The 16,695-nt window shown below is 69.4% G+C and carries 15 protein-coding genes and 1 other RNA gene; 5 read left to right on the top strand and 11 right to left on the bottom strand.

Annotated elements, in window-relative coordinates; genetic code table 11:
- The first annotated feature begins 4 nt into the window (after nucleotides 1–4).
- Both ssrS and EOD42_RS14755 read left to right on the top strand, forming a co-directional pair.
- A non-coding RNA gene (ssrS, locus tag EOD42_RS26730) (6S RNA) lies at nucleotides 5–164 on the top strand.
- Between the two features lie 21 nt (nucleotides 165–185).
- A complete protein-coding gene (locus EOD42_RS14755) occupies nucleotides 186–755 on the top strand; it encodes a 5-formyltetrahydrofolate cyclo-ligase (RefSeq protein ID WP_206020358.1) in 570 nt (189 codons plus the stop codon).
- Here the strand turns inward: EOD42_RS14755 and EOD42_RS14750 are convergent.
- Nucleotides 735–1,178 carry a DNA-binding transcriptional response regulator gene (locus EOD42_RS14750; protein ID WP_164867949.1) on the bottom strand — a complete coding sequence of 148 codons (444 nt, stop codon included), beginning with the start codon at nucleotides 1,176–1,178 and terminating at the stop codon, nucleotides 735–737. The two genes, EOD42_RS14755 and EOD42_RS14750, sit on opposite strands and share 21 nt — an antisense overlap.
- A gap of 323 nt (nucleotides 1,179–1,501) precedes the next feature.
- On the opposite strand from EOD42_RS14750, the gene EOD42_RS14745 reads away from it, so the two are divergent.
- Nucleotides 1,502–2,356 carry a response regulator transcription factor gene (locus tag EOD42_RS14745; protein WP_164867948.1) on the top strand — a complete coding sequence of 285 codons (855 nt, stop codon included), beginning with the start codon at nucleotides 1,502–1,504 and terminating at the stop codon, nucleotides 2,354–2,356.
- A 95-nt stretch (nucleotides 2,357–2,451) separates the two neighbouring features.
- On the opposite strand, the gene EOD42_RS14740 is transcribed toward EOD42_RS14745, so the two are convergent.
- On the bottom strand, nucleotides 2,452–4,701 hold the full coding sequence (locus tag EOD42_RS14740; RefSeq protein ID WP_127788293.1) for an ATP-binding protein: 2,250 nt from the start codon (nucleotides 4,699–4,701) through the stop codon (nucleotides 2,452–2,454).
- A gap of 205 nt (nucleotides 4,702–4,906) precedes the next feature.
- Here EOD42_RS14740 and EOD42_RS14735 point away from each other — a divergent pair, with 205 nt between their 5' ends.
- Entirely contained in the window at nucleotides 4,907–6,088 is a 1,182-nt protein-coding gene (locus EOD42_RS14735; protein WP_127788292.1) for an acetyl-CoA acetyltransferase, read from the top strand.
- A gap of 137 nt (nucleotides 6,089–6,225) precedes the next feature.
- On the opposite strand, the gene EOD42_RS14730 is transcribed toward EOD42_RS14735, so the two are convergent.
- The gene (locus EOD42_RS14730) at nucleotides 6,226–7,200 is read right to left on the bottom strand and encodes a Bug family tripartite tricarboxylate transporter substrate binding protein (protein ID WP_240655165.1); all 975 of its coding nucleotides are present in this window, start codon (nucleotides 7,198–7,200) and stop codon (nucleotides 6,226–6,228) included.
- 112 nt (nucleotides 7,201–7,312) lie between these two features.
- Between EOD42_RS14730 and EOD42_RS14725 the strand changes: the two genes are divergently transcribed.
- Nucleotides 7,313–8,551 carry an amidohydrolase family protein gene (locus EOD42_RS14725; RefSeq protein WP_127788290.1) on the top strand — a complete coding sequence of 413 codons (1,239 nt, stop codon included), beginning with the start codon at nucleotides 7,313–7,315 and terminating at the stop codon, nucleotides 8,549–8,551.
- Here EOD42_RS14725 and EOD42_RS14720 read toward each other — a convergent pair.
- From EOD42_RS14720 to EOD42_RS14685, 8 genes are read right to left on the bottom strand one after another with little or no spacing between them, the layout of a single operon-like run.
- Nucleotides 8,542–10,038, bottom strand: a complete 1,497-nt coding sequence (locus tag EOD42_RS14720; RefSeq protein WP_127788289.1) for a WD40 repeat domain-containing protein — start codon at nucleotides 10,036–10,038, stop codon at nucleotides 8,542–8,544. The genes EOD42_RS14725 and EOD42_RS14720 overlap by 10 nt on opposite strands.
- A 35-nt stretch (nucleotides 10,039–10,073) precedes the next feature.
- The gene (locus tag EOD42_RS14715; RefSeq protein ID WP_127788288.1) at nucleotides 10,074–11,423 is read right to left on the bottom strand and encodes a class-II fumarase/aspartase family protein; all 1,350 of its coding nucleotides are present in this window, start codon (nucleotides 11,421–11,423) and stop codon (nucleotides 10,074–10,076) included.
- A gap of 4 nt (nucleotides 11,424–11,427) precedes the next feature.
- Nucleotides 11,428–11,961: a protocatechuate 3,4-dioxygenase subunit alpha gene (pcaG, locus tag EOD42_RS14710; protein WP_127788287.1), complete on the bottom strand. Its 534-nt coding sequence runs from the start codon at nucleotides 11,959–11,961 to the stop codon at nucleotides 11,428–11,430.
- Entirely contained in the window at nucleotides 11,958–12,650 is a 693-nt protein-coding gene (gene pcaH, locus EOD42_RS14705; RefSeq protein ID WP_127788286.1) for a protocatechuate 3,4-dioxygenase subunit beta, read from the bottom strand. Before pcaH ends, pcaG begins: the two co-directional genes overlap by 4 nt.
- The gene (gene pcaDC / locus EOD42_RS14700) at nucleotides 12,647–13,780 is read right to left on the bottom strand and encodes a bifunctional 3-oxoadipate enol-lactonase/4-carboxymuconolactone decarboxylase PcaDC (protein WP_240655164.1); all 1,134 of its coding nucleotides are present in this window, start codon (nucleotides 13,778–13,780) and stop codon (nucleotides 12,647–12,649) included. The genes pcaH and pcaDC overlap by 4 nt, the downstream gene beginning before the upstream one ends.
- Nucleotides 13,768–15,090 (bottom strand): TRAP transporter large permease, encoded by a 1,323-nt coding sequence (locus tag EOD42_RS14695; protein WP_127788284.1) that lies wholly within the window; start codon nucleotides 15,088–15,090, stop codon nucleotides 13,768–13,770. The genes pcaDC and EOD42_RS14695 overlap by 13 nt, the downstream gene beginning before the upstream one ends.
- Nucleotides 15,090–15,533, bottom strand: a complete 444-nt coding sequence (locus tag EOD42_RS14690; protein WP_127788283.1) for a TRAP transporter small permease — start codon at nucleotides 15,531–15,533, stop codon at nucleotides 15,090–15,092. The genes EOD42_RS14695 and EOD42_RS14690 overlap by 1 nt, the downstream gene beginning before the upstream one ends.
- A complete protein-coding gene (locus tag EOD42_RS14685; protein WP_127788282.1) occupies nucleotides 15,533–16,564 on the bottom strand; it encodes a TRAP transporter substrate-binding protein in 1,032 nt (343 codons plus the stop codon). Before EOD42_RS14685 ends, EOD42_RS14690 begins: the two co-directional genes overlap by 1 nt.
- Nucleotides 16,565–16,695 lie beyond the last annotated feature (131 nt).

Genomic DNA, 16,695 nt, shown 5'->3' with positions numbered 1-16,695 from the left:
CCCCGCGAGGCTGGCCATCACGCCAGGCAAGACATGCCCGGGGCCTACCAGCATCTCCCGGGAGCTGGCTCTATCAGGACCGTGGTCCTGGTATTCCGGCGCCCACCTTGTCTTGGACAGGGCCATCGGGAGCATGCACACGCCAGCGGCTGGTTGGCTTCGCGCTTTTCCATACAGGTTCGATCATGGATGACCCGGCGCTGAAGGCCGCCAAGCAGGCGATGCGCGAGCGCATGCTGGCCCTGCGGCCATCCCTGGTATCGGCGGGCGCCGGAGAGGCGCTGGCCCGGGCGCTGCTGCACCGCATGCCGCCGCCGCCGGGCGCGCGCGTCGGCGGCTTCTGGCCGATGGGCGAGGAGATCGACATCCGCCCGCTGATGCAGGCGCTGCATGCGCGCGGATGCACCATCCTGCTGCCGCGCACCACGCCGCGCGGCCAGCCGCTGGAGTTCCGCGAATGGCATCCCGGCGCGGTGATGGAGGCAGGGCGCTTCGGCACGCATTTCCCGGCCCATGGCGCGGCGGGCGAACCGGACTGGTTCCTGGTGCCGCTGCTGGCCTTCGATGCGCGCGGCTACCGGCTGGGCTACGGCGGCGGCTATTACGACCGTACCCTGGCGCGGGCAGGGCATGCGCGCCGTATCGGCGTCGCCTATGCCGGGCAGCAGGTGGAGAGCGTGCCGGTCGGCGCGCACGACATGCCGCTGCATGCCGTGGCGACCGAGGCCGGCCTCTCAGTGCCGGTCGAAGGCTGACAGGCTCATCGAGCCCGGCAGCTGACGCCGGGAGGCGGCACGGGCCAGGCCGCGGCCCACGCTGATCGCCACGTCGCGCAGCTTCAGCGGCTCCTGCAGCAGGCCCATCTGGGACATCATCGCCGGCGAGCGCTCGTCATGCGCGAAGCTGGAGCAGATCAGCACCAGTTCGATCGCGGGGCCCACCCCGTTCAGGATGTCGGCGGCGATGTGCAGGCCCTCGCCCTCCAGCATCGTGATGTCGGCCAGCACCACGCCGATGTCGGGGTGATCCTGCAGCAGCTCCGCCGCCTCATGGGTCGAGGTGGCGAGATGGACGGTCACATCGCGGCGGCGGAGCAGGGCCGCCACCTCGTCCAGCACGTCCACCTCGCTGTCCAGCACCAGGACGGAGAGATCGCGACGCAGGATCGGGTGCTTCACGTTGGTGGAAACAAGCGCCGGTATCGGCTTGGAAAACCCCGTTTTCTTCGGAACGATATTCATCTGGCACTACCCGTCTCTTGAGAAATCACTTGAAGAAGCATTCCGGGGCCTTCCTGAAAAAACCCACAAAATGCGCTTCCCGACACAGTGATGGCTGAAATCGGGTTGCGGGTGGTGCCGTGTTTTGTTGATAGTCCGCGACACGACAGCTCACATGTCGTTGAAGATTGTTACCGCGATGGCTGGGGGGCCGGAGCAGTAACAGTGAACTTCATCCGGGATCTTAACCTCTGGGGGATAGAGGGATGGTTTCGCTACAAATGTCTGCTGCCCAGCAGCAGGCGCCGGTCGCCCTGACCGGTAATGACGCACCTGCCGCCGCCAATGACGCGGCGATCGGCCCGGTCATTCTCGTCGCCGACGACGAGACCGAGCTGACGGACGAGATCTGCGACTATCTGTCGCGCTATGGTCTGCAGCCCGTTCCGGTGAACAGCTTCGCCGACTGCATGAAGGTGCTGACCACGCGCAGCGTGGACGCCATCGTGCTCGACCAGCGCTTCGGCCCGGTGGACACGCTGCCGCTGCTGCCGACGCTGCGCGGGCTGACCCAGGCGCCGATCCTGATCCACACCGGCAACCGCGAGGAAACCGACCGCGTGCTGGGGCTGGAGCTGGGTGCCGATGACTTCGTGCTGAAGCCGGTCTCGGGCCGTGAGCTGGTGGCCCGGCTGCGGGCGCGCCTGCGCAGCGCGCCGCCCAGGCCCGCCAACATGCCGGCCCCGGCAGCCGTGGCGCCCGCGCCGCAGCCTCTGGTGGCCAACACGGTGCCCGCGGCACCCCTGATGGCGCCGAGCGCCCCGGTGATGGAAAGCACCGGCTGGCGCGTGGTGCCCAGCGAACGCCGCGTCTATCGCCCCGACGGCAGCGTCGTGCGCCTGACCACGGCGGAATTCGACACGCTGGTGGCCCTGGCCTCCAAGCCCGGCGAGGTCCGCTCACGCGAGGATCTGACCCGCATGGTCTTCCGCCGCACCTGGCGCCCGGGTGACCGTTCGGTGGACAACGCCATCCTGCACCTGCGCCAGAAGCTGGCGCCGGACATGGGTGAGGGCTGCATCGCGACGGTGCGCCAGCTCGGCTACGTGTTCACCGGCTTCGGCAACGCCGCCTAACCCATCCCCACCAGTTCGCCCCCCCGGCGGCTCCGGCCCCGTCGCGCCTCCCTGTCCGGGAGATGCCGCGGCGGGGCCGGTCTATTTGACCGGCTCTACTTGACGGTGCGCAGGATGGGAGAGGGCTCGGGCGTCTCGCTGCTGGGCGGGCGGGCGCGCTGGAAGGTCAGGATGGCCTCGGCCCCGCCGCCGCCCGGGCGGTTGTCCAGTGAGATGCCGCCGCCGAAGCGCAGCATGATCGACCTGCACAGCGGCAGCCCCAGCCCGGTCCCCTTCGTGGCGGGCTTGGTCGAGAAGAAGGGGTCGAAGACACGCTCCAGCACCTCGGGCGGCAGGCCCGTGCCGGTATCGCGGATGATCAGCCTGATCTCATGCGGCTCGAAGCCGGGCTCGGCGGTGATGATCAGCCGGTGCGCGACACCCTCACGCGACAGCATCGCATCCTTGGCGTTCAGGCACAGGTTCATCAGCACCTGTTCCACCAGCACCTTCTGGCCGCGCACGGCGGGCAGGGAGGGCGGCAGCTTCACCTCCACCTCGACATTCGCGTCCTTGAGGTTGCCCGAGACGAGGCTGAGCGCGCCCTGCACGGCATGCGGCAGGGAAACGGGCTCCAGCACCGCGGCCTCCAGCCGGGCGAAGCTGCGCAGCTGGGCGGCGATGGCCTTGGCGCGCTCGGCCTGGGTGGCGATGCGGCGCAGCCTGGCCAGCGCTTCCGGGATGCCGGCGGCCCCTTCCTCCAGCGCGTCCAGCGCGTTCTCGGCGGCCAGCGACATGACGGCCAGCGGCTGGTTCAGCTCATGGGCCAGCCCCGCCGCCATGGCGCCGCGCGCGGCCACACGGCTCGCGCTGTCGGCCTGGGCCGAGAGTTCGCGCTCACGCGTCACGTCGGTCAGGCAGCCCAGCAGGTCCACGGTGGTGCCGTGGCGGGCCACGATGCGCGCCACGTCGCGCAGCCACATCCAGCTGCCGTCGGGGCGGCGCAGCCGGTATTCGACGATCGCTTCCTCGGCGGTGCCGGCGGAGTCCGCCAGTCGCTCCAGCAGCGGTTCACCGGCCGGATAGCTGCTCCAGTCGATGCTGCGGTTCCACTGCTCGCTGTCCTGGAAATGCGCGGGGTCCCAGCCGGTGATCTCGCGGATGGCCGGGTTCACGGCGGTGATATGCACCTCGGCGCCGCCGCCCGAATACAGCACGCGCGCCGCATAGGCCCCGGCGGGCAAGGCCTCGATCAGCGCGGCGGCGGTGCGGGCGGGGATGACGGGCTTGCGGCCATGCTCGGCGTGCTGGCGCATCGGGGCCGGGTTCGGCGCTTCCTCGTCCAGCGCCTGGTCGGGGCGGCCCGTCTGGCGGAAGGCGCGGCCGAACACCCACAGCAGGCCCAGTACGGCGAAGCAGGTGATGGCGCCCGCCAGGCCGATGACGACCAGCGCCCCACGCGAGAAGGCGCCCCCGACGGGCGCCTCCAGCATCGCGAGAACAATCAGGTCGTATCCGGGAACCTGTGCCGAGGCGTAGCTGGCCCTGCGGTCGGTTCCGGGGAATATCCGGGTCAGTACCCGCTCCCCGACACCACCGGCGGCGGGTTCCGGCATCAGTCCGGGATCGAGCCTGGACAGTTCACCGGTGACCTGGGCGTTCCGACCGCGGGCCAGCAGGCTGCCGTCATTGTGGAACAGCAGGGTCTGGGGGTCTCCGTTGCCCTGCGCCGCGGGCAGGGCCTGGCCCAGCCGGGTCGGCTCCAGCAGCGCGAGGGCCACGCCGTCGAAGCGCCCGCCGAGGCCCAGGATGGGATAGGAGATGACGAGGCCGGCCTGGGAGGCGCCGGGGCGGGACAGCACCGGGGCCATGCGGCCGTATCGGTGGGCGAGCACGTTTTCCGCATTGCCGAGCCAGCCCGGCATGGGGGAGCCCGCCTGCCAGGTGACGTTGCCCTGCGCGTCGGTCACGGCCAGGGCGCGGATGCCGTCCTGGGCACGGCGCGCCAGGTTGGACAGGGTCTGCTCCAGCACGTCGGCCTCGCGGCGGTCGCCGCGGCCCAGGGCGCCCGCGCGCTGCTGCAGCAATGCCAGTGCGCGGTCCGCCGGCTCCAGCGCGCGGGGAATGGCATCACGCCCCGCGCGTGCGGCGGCCAGCACTTCTGATTCGGCCTGCGCGTTCTGCTGGCCGTTCTCGCCGCGCAGATAATCCAGCGTGGTGGACCAGGTGAAGATGATGAGGGTGGCGCCCAGCAGGCTGGCGAGCAGCAGCGTCGCGCGGCTCAGGAAGCGGCGGCCGGCCCCATCCCTTCCGGTGCGGGAGGAATCACCCTCCGTCAGCCCCTGCGGGTCCCCCGCCATCCGCATCTAAACCTTTTCTCCTGCGCCGCACCGTTGCACCATGGCCGCGCCCGGTGCGGGCTCCGGCTCCAGGAAACGGGCGTCTGGTCGCGAGCAAATCCCCTGCCGCCTGCAACCATCGCTGTAAAGTGATGCAAGCACCACTGATTCGCTACCGCGCGCATGAGGTTACAAGGCGTTCCGGGCCGGAATGTATGGGAGGAATGAAGAAATGGACCATTCGGCGGATAATCCCTGCATCGTGGGCTGGGCCCACAGCCGCTTCGGCCGGCTGGAGGAGGCGCCCGATACCGAGGCGCTGATCGGCCTCGTCGCGCGCCAGGCCATCGAGCATGCGGGGCTGGAGCCCGGCGACATCGACGCGGTGTTCCTCGGCCATTTCAACGGCGGCTTCCAGAAGCAGGACTTCACCGCCTCCCTGGTTCTGCAGGCGGTGCCGGAACTGCGCTTCCGCCCCGTCACCCGCTATGAGAATGCCTGCGCCACCGGCAGCGCCGCCATTCATGGCGCGCTGGATTTCCTGGGCGCGCGGCGCGGAAAGCGCGTGCTGGTGGTGGGGGTGGAGAAGATGACCTCCACACCCGGCCCCGAGATCGGGGAGATCCTGCTCAAGGCCAGCTACATGAAGCAGGAGAGCGACATCACGGGCGGCTTCGCGGGCGTGTTCGGCCGCATCGCCGATGCCTATTTCCAGCGCCATGGCGACCAGTCCGACGCGCTGGCCACCATCGCCGCCAAGAACCACGCCAATGGCGTCGACAACCCCTATGCGCAGATGCGCAAGGATCTGGGCTTCGCCTTCTGCCGTGCCGAGAGCGAGAAGAATCCCTTCGTCGCCCCGCCCTTGAAGCGCACGGACTGCTCCCTGGTCAGCGACGGGGCGGCGGCGCTGGTCATTGCCTCGGGCGATGCGGCGGAGGGCGCGCCGCGTGCCGTGCGCTTCCGCGCCACCGCCCATGTGCAGGACTTCCTGCCCATGGCCAGCCGCGACATCATCCGCTTCGAGGGCCCGCGTGAGGCCTGGGCGCGGGCGCTCTCGGCGGCGGGGCTCGCGCTCGGCGACCTGTCCTTCGCCGAGGTGCATGACTGCTTCACCATCGCGGAATTGCTGATCGGCGAGGCGATGGGCCTGGCGCCCGAAGGGCAGGGCGCGCGGCCGGTGCTGGAGGGCGTGACCGCGAAGGGCGGACGCCTTCCGCTCAACCGCTCCGGCGGGCTGAAATCCAAGGGCCACCCGATCGGGGCCACCGGGGTTTCCATGCACGCGATCACCGCGATGCAGCTGTGCGGAGAGGCGGGCGACATGCAGTTGCCGCGCGCCGATGTGGCGGGCGTGTTCAACATGGGCGGTGCCGCGGTCGCCAATTATGTCTCTATTCTGGAGCGCGTGTGACGGCCTCTTGAAACCGTCTCCTGGCGCGCCAGATTCCCGCTGTCAGGCCGGATTTGACCGCCTGGCAGCTTTGCCTTCCTCAACCTTGGACTTGAAGGCCGCCCCTAAGACCCATGGGGCGGTCTTTTTTTGCGTGCTCAGTCGGCCTGGATGTTGTTGGCCCGGATCACCTGGCGCCAGCGGTCCAGCTCCGAGGTGATGAGCGCGGTGTAGGCAGCGGGGCCCAGCGTGCCGGGGCGCACGCCGATGGCCGCGAAGCGCTGCTGCACCATGGGGGCGGCCAGCGCCTCCTTCATCGCGCCCTCCCAGCGCTCCACCACCGCGGCCGGCACGCCTGACGCGATGCTGAAGCCGAACCAGTTGCTGCTGGTCACGCCGGGCAGGCCCAGTTCCCGGAAGGTCGGCACCTCGGGCAGGGTGGAGTCGCGGGCTTCCTCGGACTGCGCGATGGGCTTCAGCCGGCCGCCGCGGAAATGGCCCATGGCGGTGGGCAGGCTCTCCATCACCGCAGGCACCTGGCCCGCCATCACATCCGTCATGGCGGCGGCGGAACCGCGATAGGGCACATGGGTCAGCTCGACGCGGCCTTCCTGCTTCAGCAACTGGCCCACCAGATGGTTCATCGTGCCGTTGCCGCCGGTGGCATAGGTCATGCCGCCCGGCCGGGCGGCGGCCATGAAGCCCGCGAAATCCTGGATGGGAGAGCTGCCGTTCACCGCCAGCACCGACGGGAAGCTGCCCACCAGATGCACATGGGTGAAATCCGCCAGCGGGTCATAGGGCACGCTGCGATACAGCACGGGCCCGATCCCATGCGAGGAGGCGGAGGAGATCATAACCGTATGCGCATCCCCGCGCGCCTTGGCCACGATGTCCGCCCCCACCATGCCGCCGGCGCCGGGCCGGTTCTCCACCACGATGGGCTGGCCGAAGCGGGCGCCGAAATGCTCGGCCAGGATACGGCTGAGGATGTCCGCAGCGCCGCCGGGCGGGAAGTTGATGATCCAGCGGATCGGGCGGTCGGGCCAGTTGGCCTGCGCCAGCGCGGGGGTGGCCAGCATGGACCCCAGCAGGGTTCGGCGGGCGATGCTTGCGGGCTGGGCAGGATGCACAGGTGTTCTCCAGTCCTGGACGTAGGGCCCGGCGAACTGCCTTGATCGGCGGCTTTCGCGCGGGCTGGGCTGGGTCCAGTATAATGTCAGACAATCACAGGAGCGCCCCGGAATGGACTTCGACCTGCTGCTGCGCGAAGTGCGCCTGCCCAATTCCGCGCCTGATGCACCGGCGATGGATATAGGCGTGAGCAAGGGCCGCATCGCGGCCATCGCGCCGCAACTGGGCGGTGCCGCCGCCGAGGTGGTGCAGGCCGGCGGCCGCATCGTGGGCCCCGGCTTCGTCGAGACCCATATCCACCTGGACAAGACCTGCATCCTGGACCGCTGCGCCTGTGAGGCGCAGCGCTTCCCGCATGGCGCGATGGAGCGGGTTTCCGCCGTCAAGCCGAGTTTCACGGTCGAGGACGTGACCGAACGCGCGAGCCGCACGCTGGAGAAGTGCATCAGCCATGGCTGCACCCGCATGCGCAGCCATGTGGAGGTGGACCCCAAGCTCGGCATGCGGGCCATCGAAGGCATCCTGGAGGTGAAGCGCCGCTATGCCTGGGCCATCGACCTCGAGATCTGCGTGATGCCGCAGGAGGGGCTGACCAACTACCCCGGCACCGATGAGCTGATGGTGCAGGCGCTGAGGAACGGCGCGACCGTGGTCGGCGCCGCCCCCAGCTATGACAGCGACCCGGCGGCGCAGATCCACCGCGTGTTCGAGATGGCGCGCGAGTTCGACGTGGACATCGACATGCACCTGGACAGCGGTGCCTCGGCCGATCACCTGGATCTGTGGCTGGTCTGCGACCTGGCGGAGAAGTTCGGCTATGGCGGCCGCGTGACCATCGGCCATGTCAGCAAGCTGTCCACCATCCCGCCCGCCGAGGTGCTGAAGGCCGCGCAGCGGCTGAAGGACGCTGGCGTGGCGCTGACCGTGCTGCCGGCCACCGACCTGTTCCTGGGCGGGCGGCACAAGGACCACAATGTGCCGCGCAGCGTGGCCGACGCCAATGCGCTGATGGACGCCGGCGTGCTGTGCAACATTGCCAGCAACAACATCCTGAACCCGTTCACCCCGCTGGGCGACGGGCAGATGATCCGCATGGCCAACCTGTACGCCAACATCATTCAGCGCGGGCGCGACGACGAGATCGCGCAGATCTGGGAGATGTCAGGCGGGAATGGCGCGAAGATCCTGCGGCAGGAGGATTTCGGCGTGGCAGTGGGCGGGCCGGCCGATCTGGTGGTGCTGGATGCGGTAAGCGAGATCGAGGCGATCCGGACCGTGGCGCCGGTGCTGCATGTGTTCAAGAATGGCAGGCGCACGGTCAGCCGTGCGCCTGCGGTGCTTCATGGTTGAAGGCGTGCCTGGCTTGCCAGTTCGGCCGAGAAGGCTCGGCCGAGCTCAACGCCCAGGACGCAGGATTGATGACCGAAGGTGAATCGTATCCAGGCGCCGTTACCGTAGCGATATTCCATCTCGTTTCGTGCCTGACGGAACGTTCTCCACCGCGGCATAAAGCGGTCTGGATCAGGCACACCAAACAGGTCACTGACGGCGTCCGCAGTGATGCAGGGGCCGATATTGGGGCCGAGCAGGAGCGCGACGGCAAACCTCTCAAGACCATGGCCGCGGCCGCTGCCGGCATAGGCGAGGTATCCGGTGGGAGAAAGCTCGCCCGTCAACCACTCGCGGCCGGGATGGCCCCGCGGCGCTGGAAGTCCGGCTGACCGCAGCCCCAACAAGGCAAGCATCCGCGCAGGATTCACGGCGACACCTCGCAACGTGGCCGCGTGAAGCCTGGCAAGAAGGTCTGTGGCTTCGAAACGCGCATTCAGGGCCGTGCGACCCAGGCGCAGTTCCGAGAGGGACTGCAGGCGCCGAATGACAGGCGCCGACCCGCCCGCCAACTCCATCATATACAGTGCAGGCGATGCGCCGGCTGGTGCCCCGATATAAGCGGCACGGTGTCCGTCGATGGTCATGGCATGAGACATGACCTGCACATTGTCGGGCAACTCAATGACGCGGGCCGGCATCCCGATCGGCGTGTATCTGACGTGTGCAACCTCGTCGGCCAGGTTGATGTAGGGCGGCCCATTCTCCCAACCTTCTGCCGATCTCGTCGCAAACTGAAGGTAGGGCCGGGGAGTGCCGATTGCCGGGACCGCGTTGCCCAGTCTGGGCACGCCGGGGGACGGGGGGCGGCTGGTACTCGGCCTGGCTTCGGGATCCAGGATCATCTGGCCAGTATCCGTAATAATACGTACCGAGCCGTTGCTATCGAACCCGCCGAAACTGACGCGGTTAACCTGATAACCGGACCACGTACCAACCCGCGTTGGATGATTGCCGTTCAACGCGTGCAGCGTCGCGTACGAGAGCATATAGCCATGAAACAGGACCAACGGCCGTCCGTTGGCCGAAAAGCCGACTTCAGAGCTTCCGAGGATGGGAAGCTGATGACGGGTTATCACCTGCCCGCTGTTCACATCATACTCGGCCGCCGACGCGCAGGATGGGTTTGGGTAGGGATTGCACCGTCTCGATAGAAGCAGCCGGCCGTTGTCGGCCGAAATGGCCATGGAGTCGATCTGACCAGGCTCCGCCGAGGTGCGCACGAGGATGCGGCCGCTGTCGGCATCGACAACTGCGACCGAAGAACTCCAATGGTCCTCTCCACCTGAAATCAGCGTGCGGATCGCGATCGCCAGCCGGCTGCCATCCGGCGAGATGGCGAGGAGCGATGGCGTGCCGCCATACTCTGCAGCGACTTCTGCCGGGGCCACCCATGGCTCGGGAATGCGGGGCTCGACGAGGTTCGAGCAGGCGGATGCCAGCAGCACCGCGCACAGCAGCCACCCGCGAGCCATGACGCCCTTCACCCCGCCAGCCGCGCCAGCACCTTATCCACGAACGCCCCGCACTGCCCCAGATAGGTCTTGGGGTCGGTCAGGCGCAGTACCGCCTCTGGTGTCATGCTGGTGGCGACCGCGGGTTCCGCCAGCAGCACCTCGGCCAGCGGGCGGCCCTCGGCCAGCGCCTTGTCGCAGGCGTGGTTCACCAGGTGGTGCGCCGTGCCGCGCCCCAGCACCGGGGCCAGCCCCATCATCACCTGCTCGCCCACGATCAGCCCGTGGGTGGCGTCCAGGTTCCTGGCCATCCGCGCGGGGTCGACCACCAGCCCCTCGATGATGTCGCGGCTGGCCTGCAGCGCGCCATGGGTCAGGTTGAAGGCCTGGCCGATGGCCAGAAGCTCGGTCTGCCAATTGCCGGTGCCGCGCTCGAAATCCTGCGCCATGGCGCCCATCATCTGCCCGGCCAGCGCCTGCACGCCGCGCGCCTGGGCCTGGACGTATTCGCAGGAAATCGGGTTGCGCTTCTGCGGCATGGTGGAGCTGCCGCCGCGCCCGGGGGCATGGGCCTCCGAGACCTCGCCCAGCTCGGTCTGGCTCATCAGCATCACGTCCAGTGCGATCTTGGCCAGGGACCCGGTCAGCAGGCCGAGGAAGTTCACCGCCTCCGTGAAGCCGTCGCGGGCGACATGCCAGGTGATGTCGGGCACCGGCAGGCCCAGCTCACGGCCCAGCTCCTCCTGCACCATCAGCGCCTGGTCGCCGAGGCTGGCCAGCGTGCCGGCGGCGCCGCCGAACTGCAGGCGCTCCACGCGCGGGCGCAGCTGGTCCAGCCGTTCCTTCATCGAGATCAGCGGCGAGAGCCACACCGCCGCCTTGTAGCCGAAGGTGACGGGCAGGGCGTGCTGCAGATGGGTGCGGCCGGCCATCGGCGTGTCGCGCCAGCGCTGCGCGAGGCCCGCCAGCGCGGTGTTGAGATAGACCAAGTCCATGCGGATCAGCGCCAGGCCCTGGCGCATCTGCAGCACGATGGCGCTGTCCATGATGTCCTGCGTCGTGGCACCCCAATGGGTCCAGCGCCCGGCGTCGGGCCCGGCCAGGGCGGAGAGCTGCTTCACCAGCCCCACCACCGGATAGCCGGTGTTGCGGGTGGCGGCGGCCAGCGCCGGCAGGTCCAGCTTGTCCACGTCGGCGGCCACCGCGATGGCCTCGGCGGCCTCGGCGGGGATGATGTTCAGCCGCGCCTGGGCGCGGGCGAGGCCCACCTCGACATCCAGCATGCGGGCCAGGAAGGCGCGCTCGCCCATCGCGGCGCGCATCGCGTCGGAACCATAGAGGGCGCCCAGCACCGGGGCGTCGGCGGGATTCACGGTCATGCGGTCAGATATCCAGGAATACGGTTTCGTGGTCGCCCTGCAGGCGGATGTCGAGGTTCCAATGGCCGGGCGAGGCCTCGCGCGCGATCAGCGTGCCGCGCCGGCCCTCAGGCACCAGGGCCAGGATGGGGTCGGTCTCGTTCAGGGCCTCGCCCGCGAAATAGGCGCGGGTGGTCAGGTGGTGCATCAGCCCGCGGGCGAAGATGGCCAGCGTGATGTGCGGGGCCTGGAGGGAGTTGCCGGGGCCGGGCACCGGTCCGGGCTTCAGGGTGGCGAAGCGGAACCGCCCCTGGGCATCCGTCGCGCAGCGGCCGAAGCCATGGAAGCCGGCCTCATAGGCGCCATCGGGGCCGGCCTGCCAGATCTCGATCATCGCGTCCGGGCAGACGGCGCCGTCGCCGTCGGTCACGGTGCCGGTCAGGGTGATGCGGCTGCCCGCCACGCCGTCATTCGGCCCGCCGGCGCGCAGCAGGTCGGCCCATTCCGGAAAGTCGATCAGGTGCCAGAACGGGCCGGAGGTCTGGGAGGCGGTGATCATGCCGGGTTCTCCATCGGCGTGGCCAGCCTGCCGCGCAGCACCATGTCGAAGCGGTAGCCCAGCGCATATTCGGGCCTGGTCACGTCCAGGTCGAACTTCGCGACCAGCCTCTCGCGGGCGCCCTCGGGCACGCCCTGATAGATGGGGTCCAGCGCCAGGAGCGGGTCGCCCGGAAAATACATCTGCGTCACCAGCCGCTGGGCGAAGCCCGCCCCGTGCAGGCCGAAATGCACATGCACCGGCCGCCAGGCGTTGTGGTGGTTGCGCCAGGGATAGGCACCGGGGCGGATGGTGGTGATCGACCAATTCCCGTCCGCATCGGTGAAAACCCGCGCCTGGCCGGAGAAATTCGGGTCGAGCGGCGCGTCGTGCTGGTCGCGGTCCAGCTGGTAGCGGCCTGCGGCATTGGCCTGCCACACCTCCAGCATCACGCCGGGCTGCGGGCGGCCATCCTCGTCGGTCACGCGGCCCGCGATGATGATGCGCTCGCCCATCGCCTCGCGCCCGTTGTGGCGGGACATGTCCAGATGCTCGGGATAGGCCGAGGAGGTGAAGCGCGGTGCCGAGGTCTCGGTCAGCGTGTGCGGGATGCGGACCGGCGCCTGGTCCGGGTGGCGCTTGTGGGTGCTGCCGTAGCTCGGCAGGTCCATGGGCGGGAACACCCCGGGCGGGATCGGGCGGAAGCTCATCCCAGCATCTCCTTCACGATCTTCAGCGCGTGGTTGCCGCGCGGGATGCCCGCATAGCTCGCAACATGCAGCATCGCCTCGGCCACTTCCTCGCGCGTCACGCCGGTATTGGCGGTGGCGCGGACATGAAGGCGGAATTCCTCATCCAGGCCAAGGGCCGCCAGCATCGTCAGGGTGATCAGGCTGCGCTGGTGGCGCGACAGGCCCGGCCGGGTCCAGACCCGCCCCCACACGCCTTCCAGGATCAGCTCGCGGAAGGGCAGGTCCACTTCCGTCATGTTGGCTTCGGAGCGATCGACATGCGCATCGCCCAGCACGGCGCGGCGCACGGCCATGCCCGCCTCCGGCCCCTTGGGCGCGAGGGCCGTCAGATGCGCCATCAGCGCGCGGTTCATCGCATCCGCGCGTTCCAGGTTGGGGATGTGCGCCGCACCCTCGATCAGCACCAGCGTGGCACCGGGGATATGCGCCACGATCTCCTCGCTGCGGGCGGGCGGCGTGGAGGGGTCCTGCTCGCCGCAAATGACGGTGGTGGGCAGATGAATGTGCCCCGGGGCGGCGCAGTCGCGCAGCGCCGCCGCGCAGCCGGCATAGCCCAGCGGGTTGGTGCGCCCCACCATGGCGCGTAGCCCGGCGGTGGAGGCCAGGGTCTGATCGACCGCCCAATTGGCCACCACGGCATCCACGATGGGGGCCATGCCGTCCTTCAGCACCGCCTCGATCCGGCCCGCCCAGCGGCTGGGCGGCTGGAAGTCGAGTGCGGTGTCGCACAGCATCAGCGACAGCACGCGGCCGGGGGCGGTGGCGGCCATCTCCATCGCGATGCGCCCGCCGATGGAAACGCCCGCGACATGGGCGGCCGCGATACCCAGCGCATCCAGCACGCCCAGCGCATCGGCGGCGAGGCCGGCCATGCTGTATTCGCCCGGCCGCGCCTCGGACAACCCATGCCCCGGCAGGTCCATGGCGATAACGCGATGCGTGCGGGAAAGCAGCGCGATCTGCGGCGCCCACATGGCGGTGGCCGCCCCCAGGCTATGGATCAGCAGCACCGGCACGCCGCCCGGCGGCCCCGCTTCCTCGACATGCAGCACGGCACCGTTGATGCGCAGAAAACTCACGTCAGCCACCTCACGAGGATCAGGGAAAGCGAAGGGAAGGCCAGCACCAGGGCAAGCCGCAAGAGGTCCATCGCCAGAAAGGGCAGCACGCCGCGATAGGTGGCCGAGATCGGCACCTGCCGCGCGATGGCCGAGACGACGAACACGTTGAGCCCGATTGGCGGGGCCGTCAGCCCCACACCCACCACCACCAGCACCAGCATGCCGAACCAGATCGCCAACTCCTCGGTCGGCAAGCCGAAGTCCAGCGCGGTGATGACCGGGAAGAACACCGGCAGGGTCAGCAGGATCATCGCCAGCTCGTCCATCACGGCACCCAGGATCAGGTAGGTGACGAGGAGTGCCACCATCACGCCATAGGGGGGGAAGTTCTGCTCCGTCACCCAGACGGCCAGGAGGTCGGGCGCCTGGCTGAGCGCGAGGAAGGCGTTGAACACCTCCGCACCCAGCAGGATGGCGAAGATCATCGCCGTGGTCTCGGCGGTGGCGAGCAGCGCCGCGCGGATCTCGGGCCAGGGCAGGGTACGGCGGGCGAGGCCCAGGGCCAGCACCAGCACGCAGCCCACGGCCGCCGATTCCGTGGGCGTGAACACCCCGCCATAGATCCCGCCCACCACGAGCAACGCGATGCCCAGCACCGGCAGCACGGCACGCAGCGCGGCCGAACGCTCGGTGGGCGACAGGGCGGGGGCAGGGGGCGACAGTTCAGGGCGCAGCCTTGCCGTCAGCCACACGGCGATCAGGTAGAACACCGTCGCGATCAGCCCCGGTATGGCCGCGGCCATGAACAGCTTGGCGATGTTCTGCTCGGTGCTGATGGCATAGACGACCAGGATCACCGAGGGCGGGATCAGGATGCCGAGCGTTCCGCCCGCCGCGATGGTGGCGGTGGCGAAGCCCGGTGCGGTGCCGGTGCGCAGCAATTCGGGCAGGGCGGCGCGCGCGAAGGTCGCGGTGGTGGCGACCGAGGAACCGCACACCGCCCCAAATGCTGCAGAGGCCGCGATCACCCCCATCGGCATCCCGCCGGGCCTGCGCCCCACCAGCACCTGCGCCGCGGTGAACAGGTCCCGCGCCAGACCCCCGCGCTCGGCCAAGGCCCCCATCAGGATGAACAGCGGAATGACGCTGAGCGTGTAGTTGGCGAACAGGTGCCAGGGCGATTGCTTCAGATAGTTCAGCAGCGCCCAGTGATCGAGGATATGCACATAGCCCGCAGCCCCCACCACCAGCATGGCCAGCGCGATGGGGCAGCGCAGCGCGATCAGCAGCAGCAGGGCCGCGAAGCCCCAGGCGGCCGTGAGGAATTCAGGCGCCACTATTGGGAATCCTTGAAGGACAGCAGCGCGGACAGCCCGAAGCAGAACGCCCCGAAGGCCACCGCATAGCCATAGGGCACGCCGAGCAACCCCATCGTCTGCTCACCGTTGCGGATCGCTTCCTGCGCGCCGAGCGCCATGCGCCAGGCCAGCAGGGCGAAGGCCTGGATCCAGATGAAGCGCCAGAAACGGTCGATGAAGCCCGTGACCGATGCCGGCAGCCAGCCGGTGAAGCTGTCCACCATGATGTGGCTGCCGCGCGCCGTGCCCCAGGGCATGGCCGCCATCACGGCGATGCCCGCCGCGACGGAGACCAGTTCCACGTCGCCGCGCACCGGCTGGCTGGTCCACCAGCGCGACAGGCCCGAGACCACGGTCAGCACCGAGGCCGCGATCAGCACGACGCCGCCCAGGATCGCGAGCCAGCGCGCCAGCGCCTGCATCAGCGGCTGAATTCCGCGATCAGGGCCTTGGCCTGTTCCACCAGCGCGCCGCCGTCGATGTTGCGTTCCCGCATGGCGCCGATCCAGGCCTGATGCACGGGCTGGGTGGCCTGCGCCCAGCGGGCGGATTCCTCGGCCGGCAGCTCGAAGATGGTGTTGCCGCGCCGGCGCGCGGTCTCCTCCACCTTCGGGCCCTCCACATCCCAGGCGGGGGCGGCCATGCGCGCCGCCACCATGCCGCTGTTGGCATCCAGGATGGCGCGCAGGTCGGCGGGCAGGCCCGCGTACTTCGCGCGGTTCATCACCAGCAGCATGGTGGCGATGTAGAAGGTGGGGTTGTGGTTGATCTCGGTGTGGAAGCGCACGGCCTCATGCAGGCGGATGCTGGGCACCACCTCCCAAGGCACCACCGCGCCGTCGATCACGCCCTGGGCCAGGGCCTCCGGCACCTGGGGCACGGGCATGCCGACGGGGGCGGCGCCCAGCGCCCGCAGCGCCTCGCCGGCCTGGCGGGTGGGGAAGCGCAGGCGCAGGCCCTGCAGGTCCTCCATCCGCTTCACCTCGCGCTTGGTGTGGATCACGCCCGCATCATGGCCCCAGGCCGCGATGACATGGGTTTCGCGCAGCTCCTCGGCGGCGGCGGCCTCGCTGAACTTCTGCACCGCCTGCACATTCACCGCCGCGCGGGGGTGGCCGATGAAGGGCAGCTCGAAGGCCTCCAGCCGGGGGAAGCGGCCGGGGGTATAGCCGGGCAGGGTCCAGACGATGTCCACCACCCCGTCGCGCGCCTGGTCGTAGAGCTGCGGCGGCGCGCCGCCCAACTGCATGGCGGGGAAGATCTGCACCCGCAGCCGGTTCTGCGAATCGGCGGCCACCTTCTGCGCCCAGGGCTGCAGGAAGTGGCGATGCACGTTGGAGACCGCGGGCAGGAAGTGATGCAGCCTGAGCGTCACCTGTTCCTGGCCCAGCGCCGAGACCGGCAACAGGGCAGGGGCCGCGAGCAGCGCCATGCGGCGGCGCGAGATGGTCATGGCGTGGTTCCCTCCGGATTTCTTGCGCAAGATGTGCCCCGTCGCGCATCCGGGCTCAAGGACTATCGCGGGGCGCATCCAGGGGTCGCGTTGTCGCTGCGGGGGCCCAAGGATGCGGCAGGGTGCGTCGC

Origin of the sequence: Rhodovarius crocodyli, from assembly GCF_004005855.1 — a bacterium.
GTDB lineage: Bacteria > Pseudomonadota > Alphaproteobacteria > Acetobacterales > Acetobacteraceae > Rhodovarius > Rhodovarius crocodyli.
This window is presented reverse-complemented; position numbering and strand designations above follow the sequence as displayed.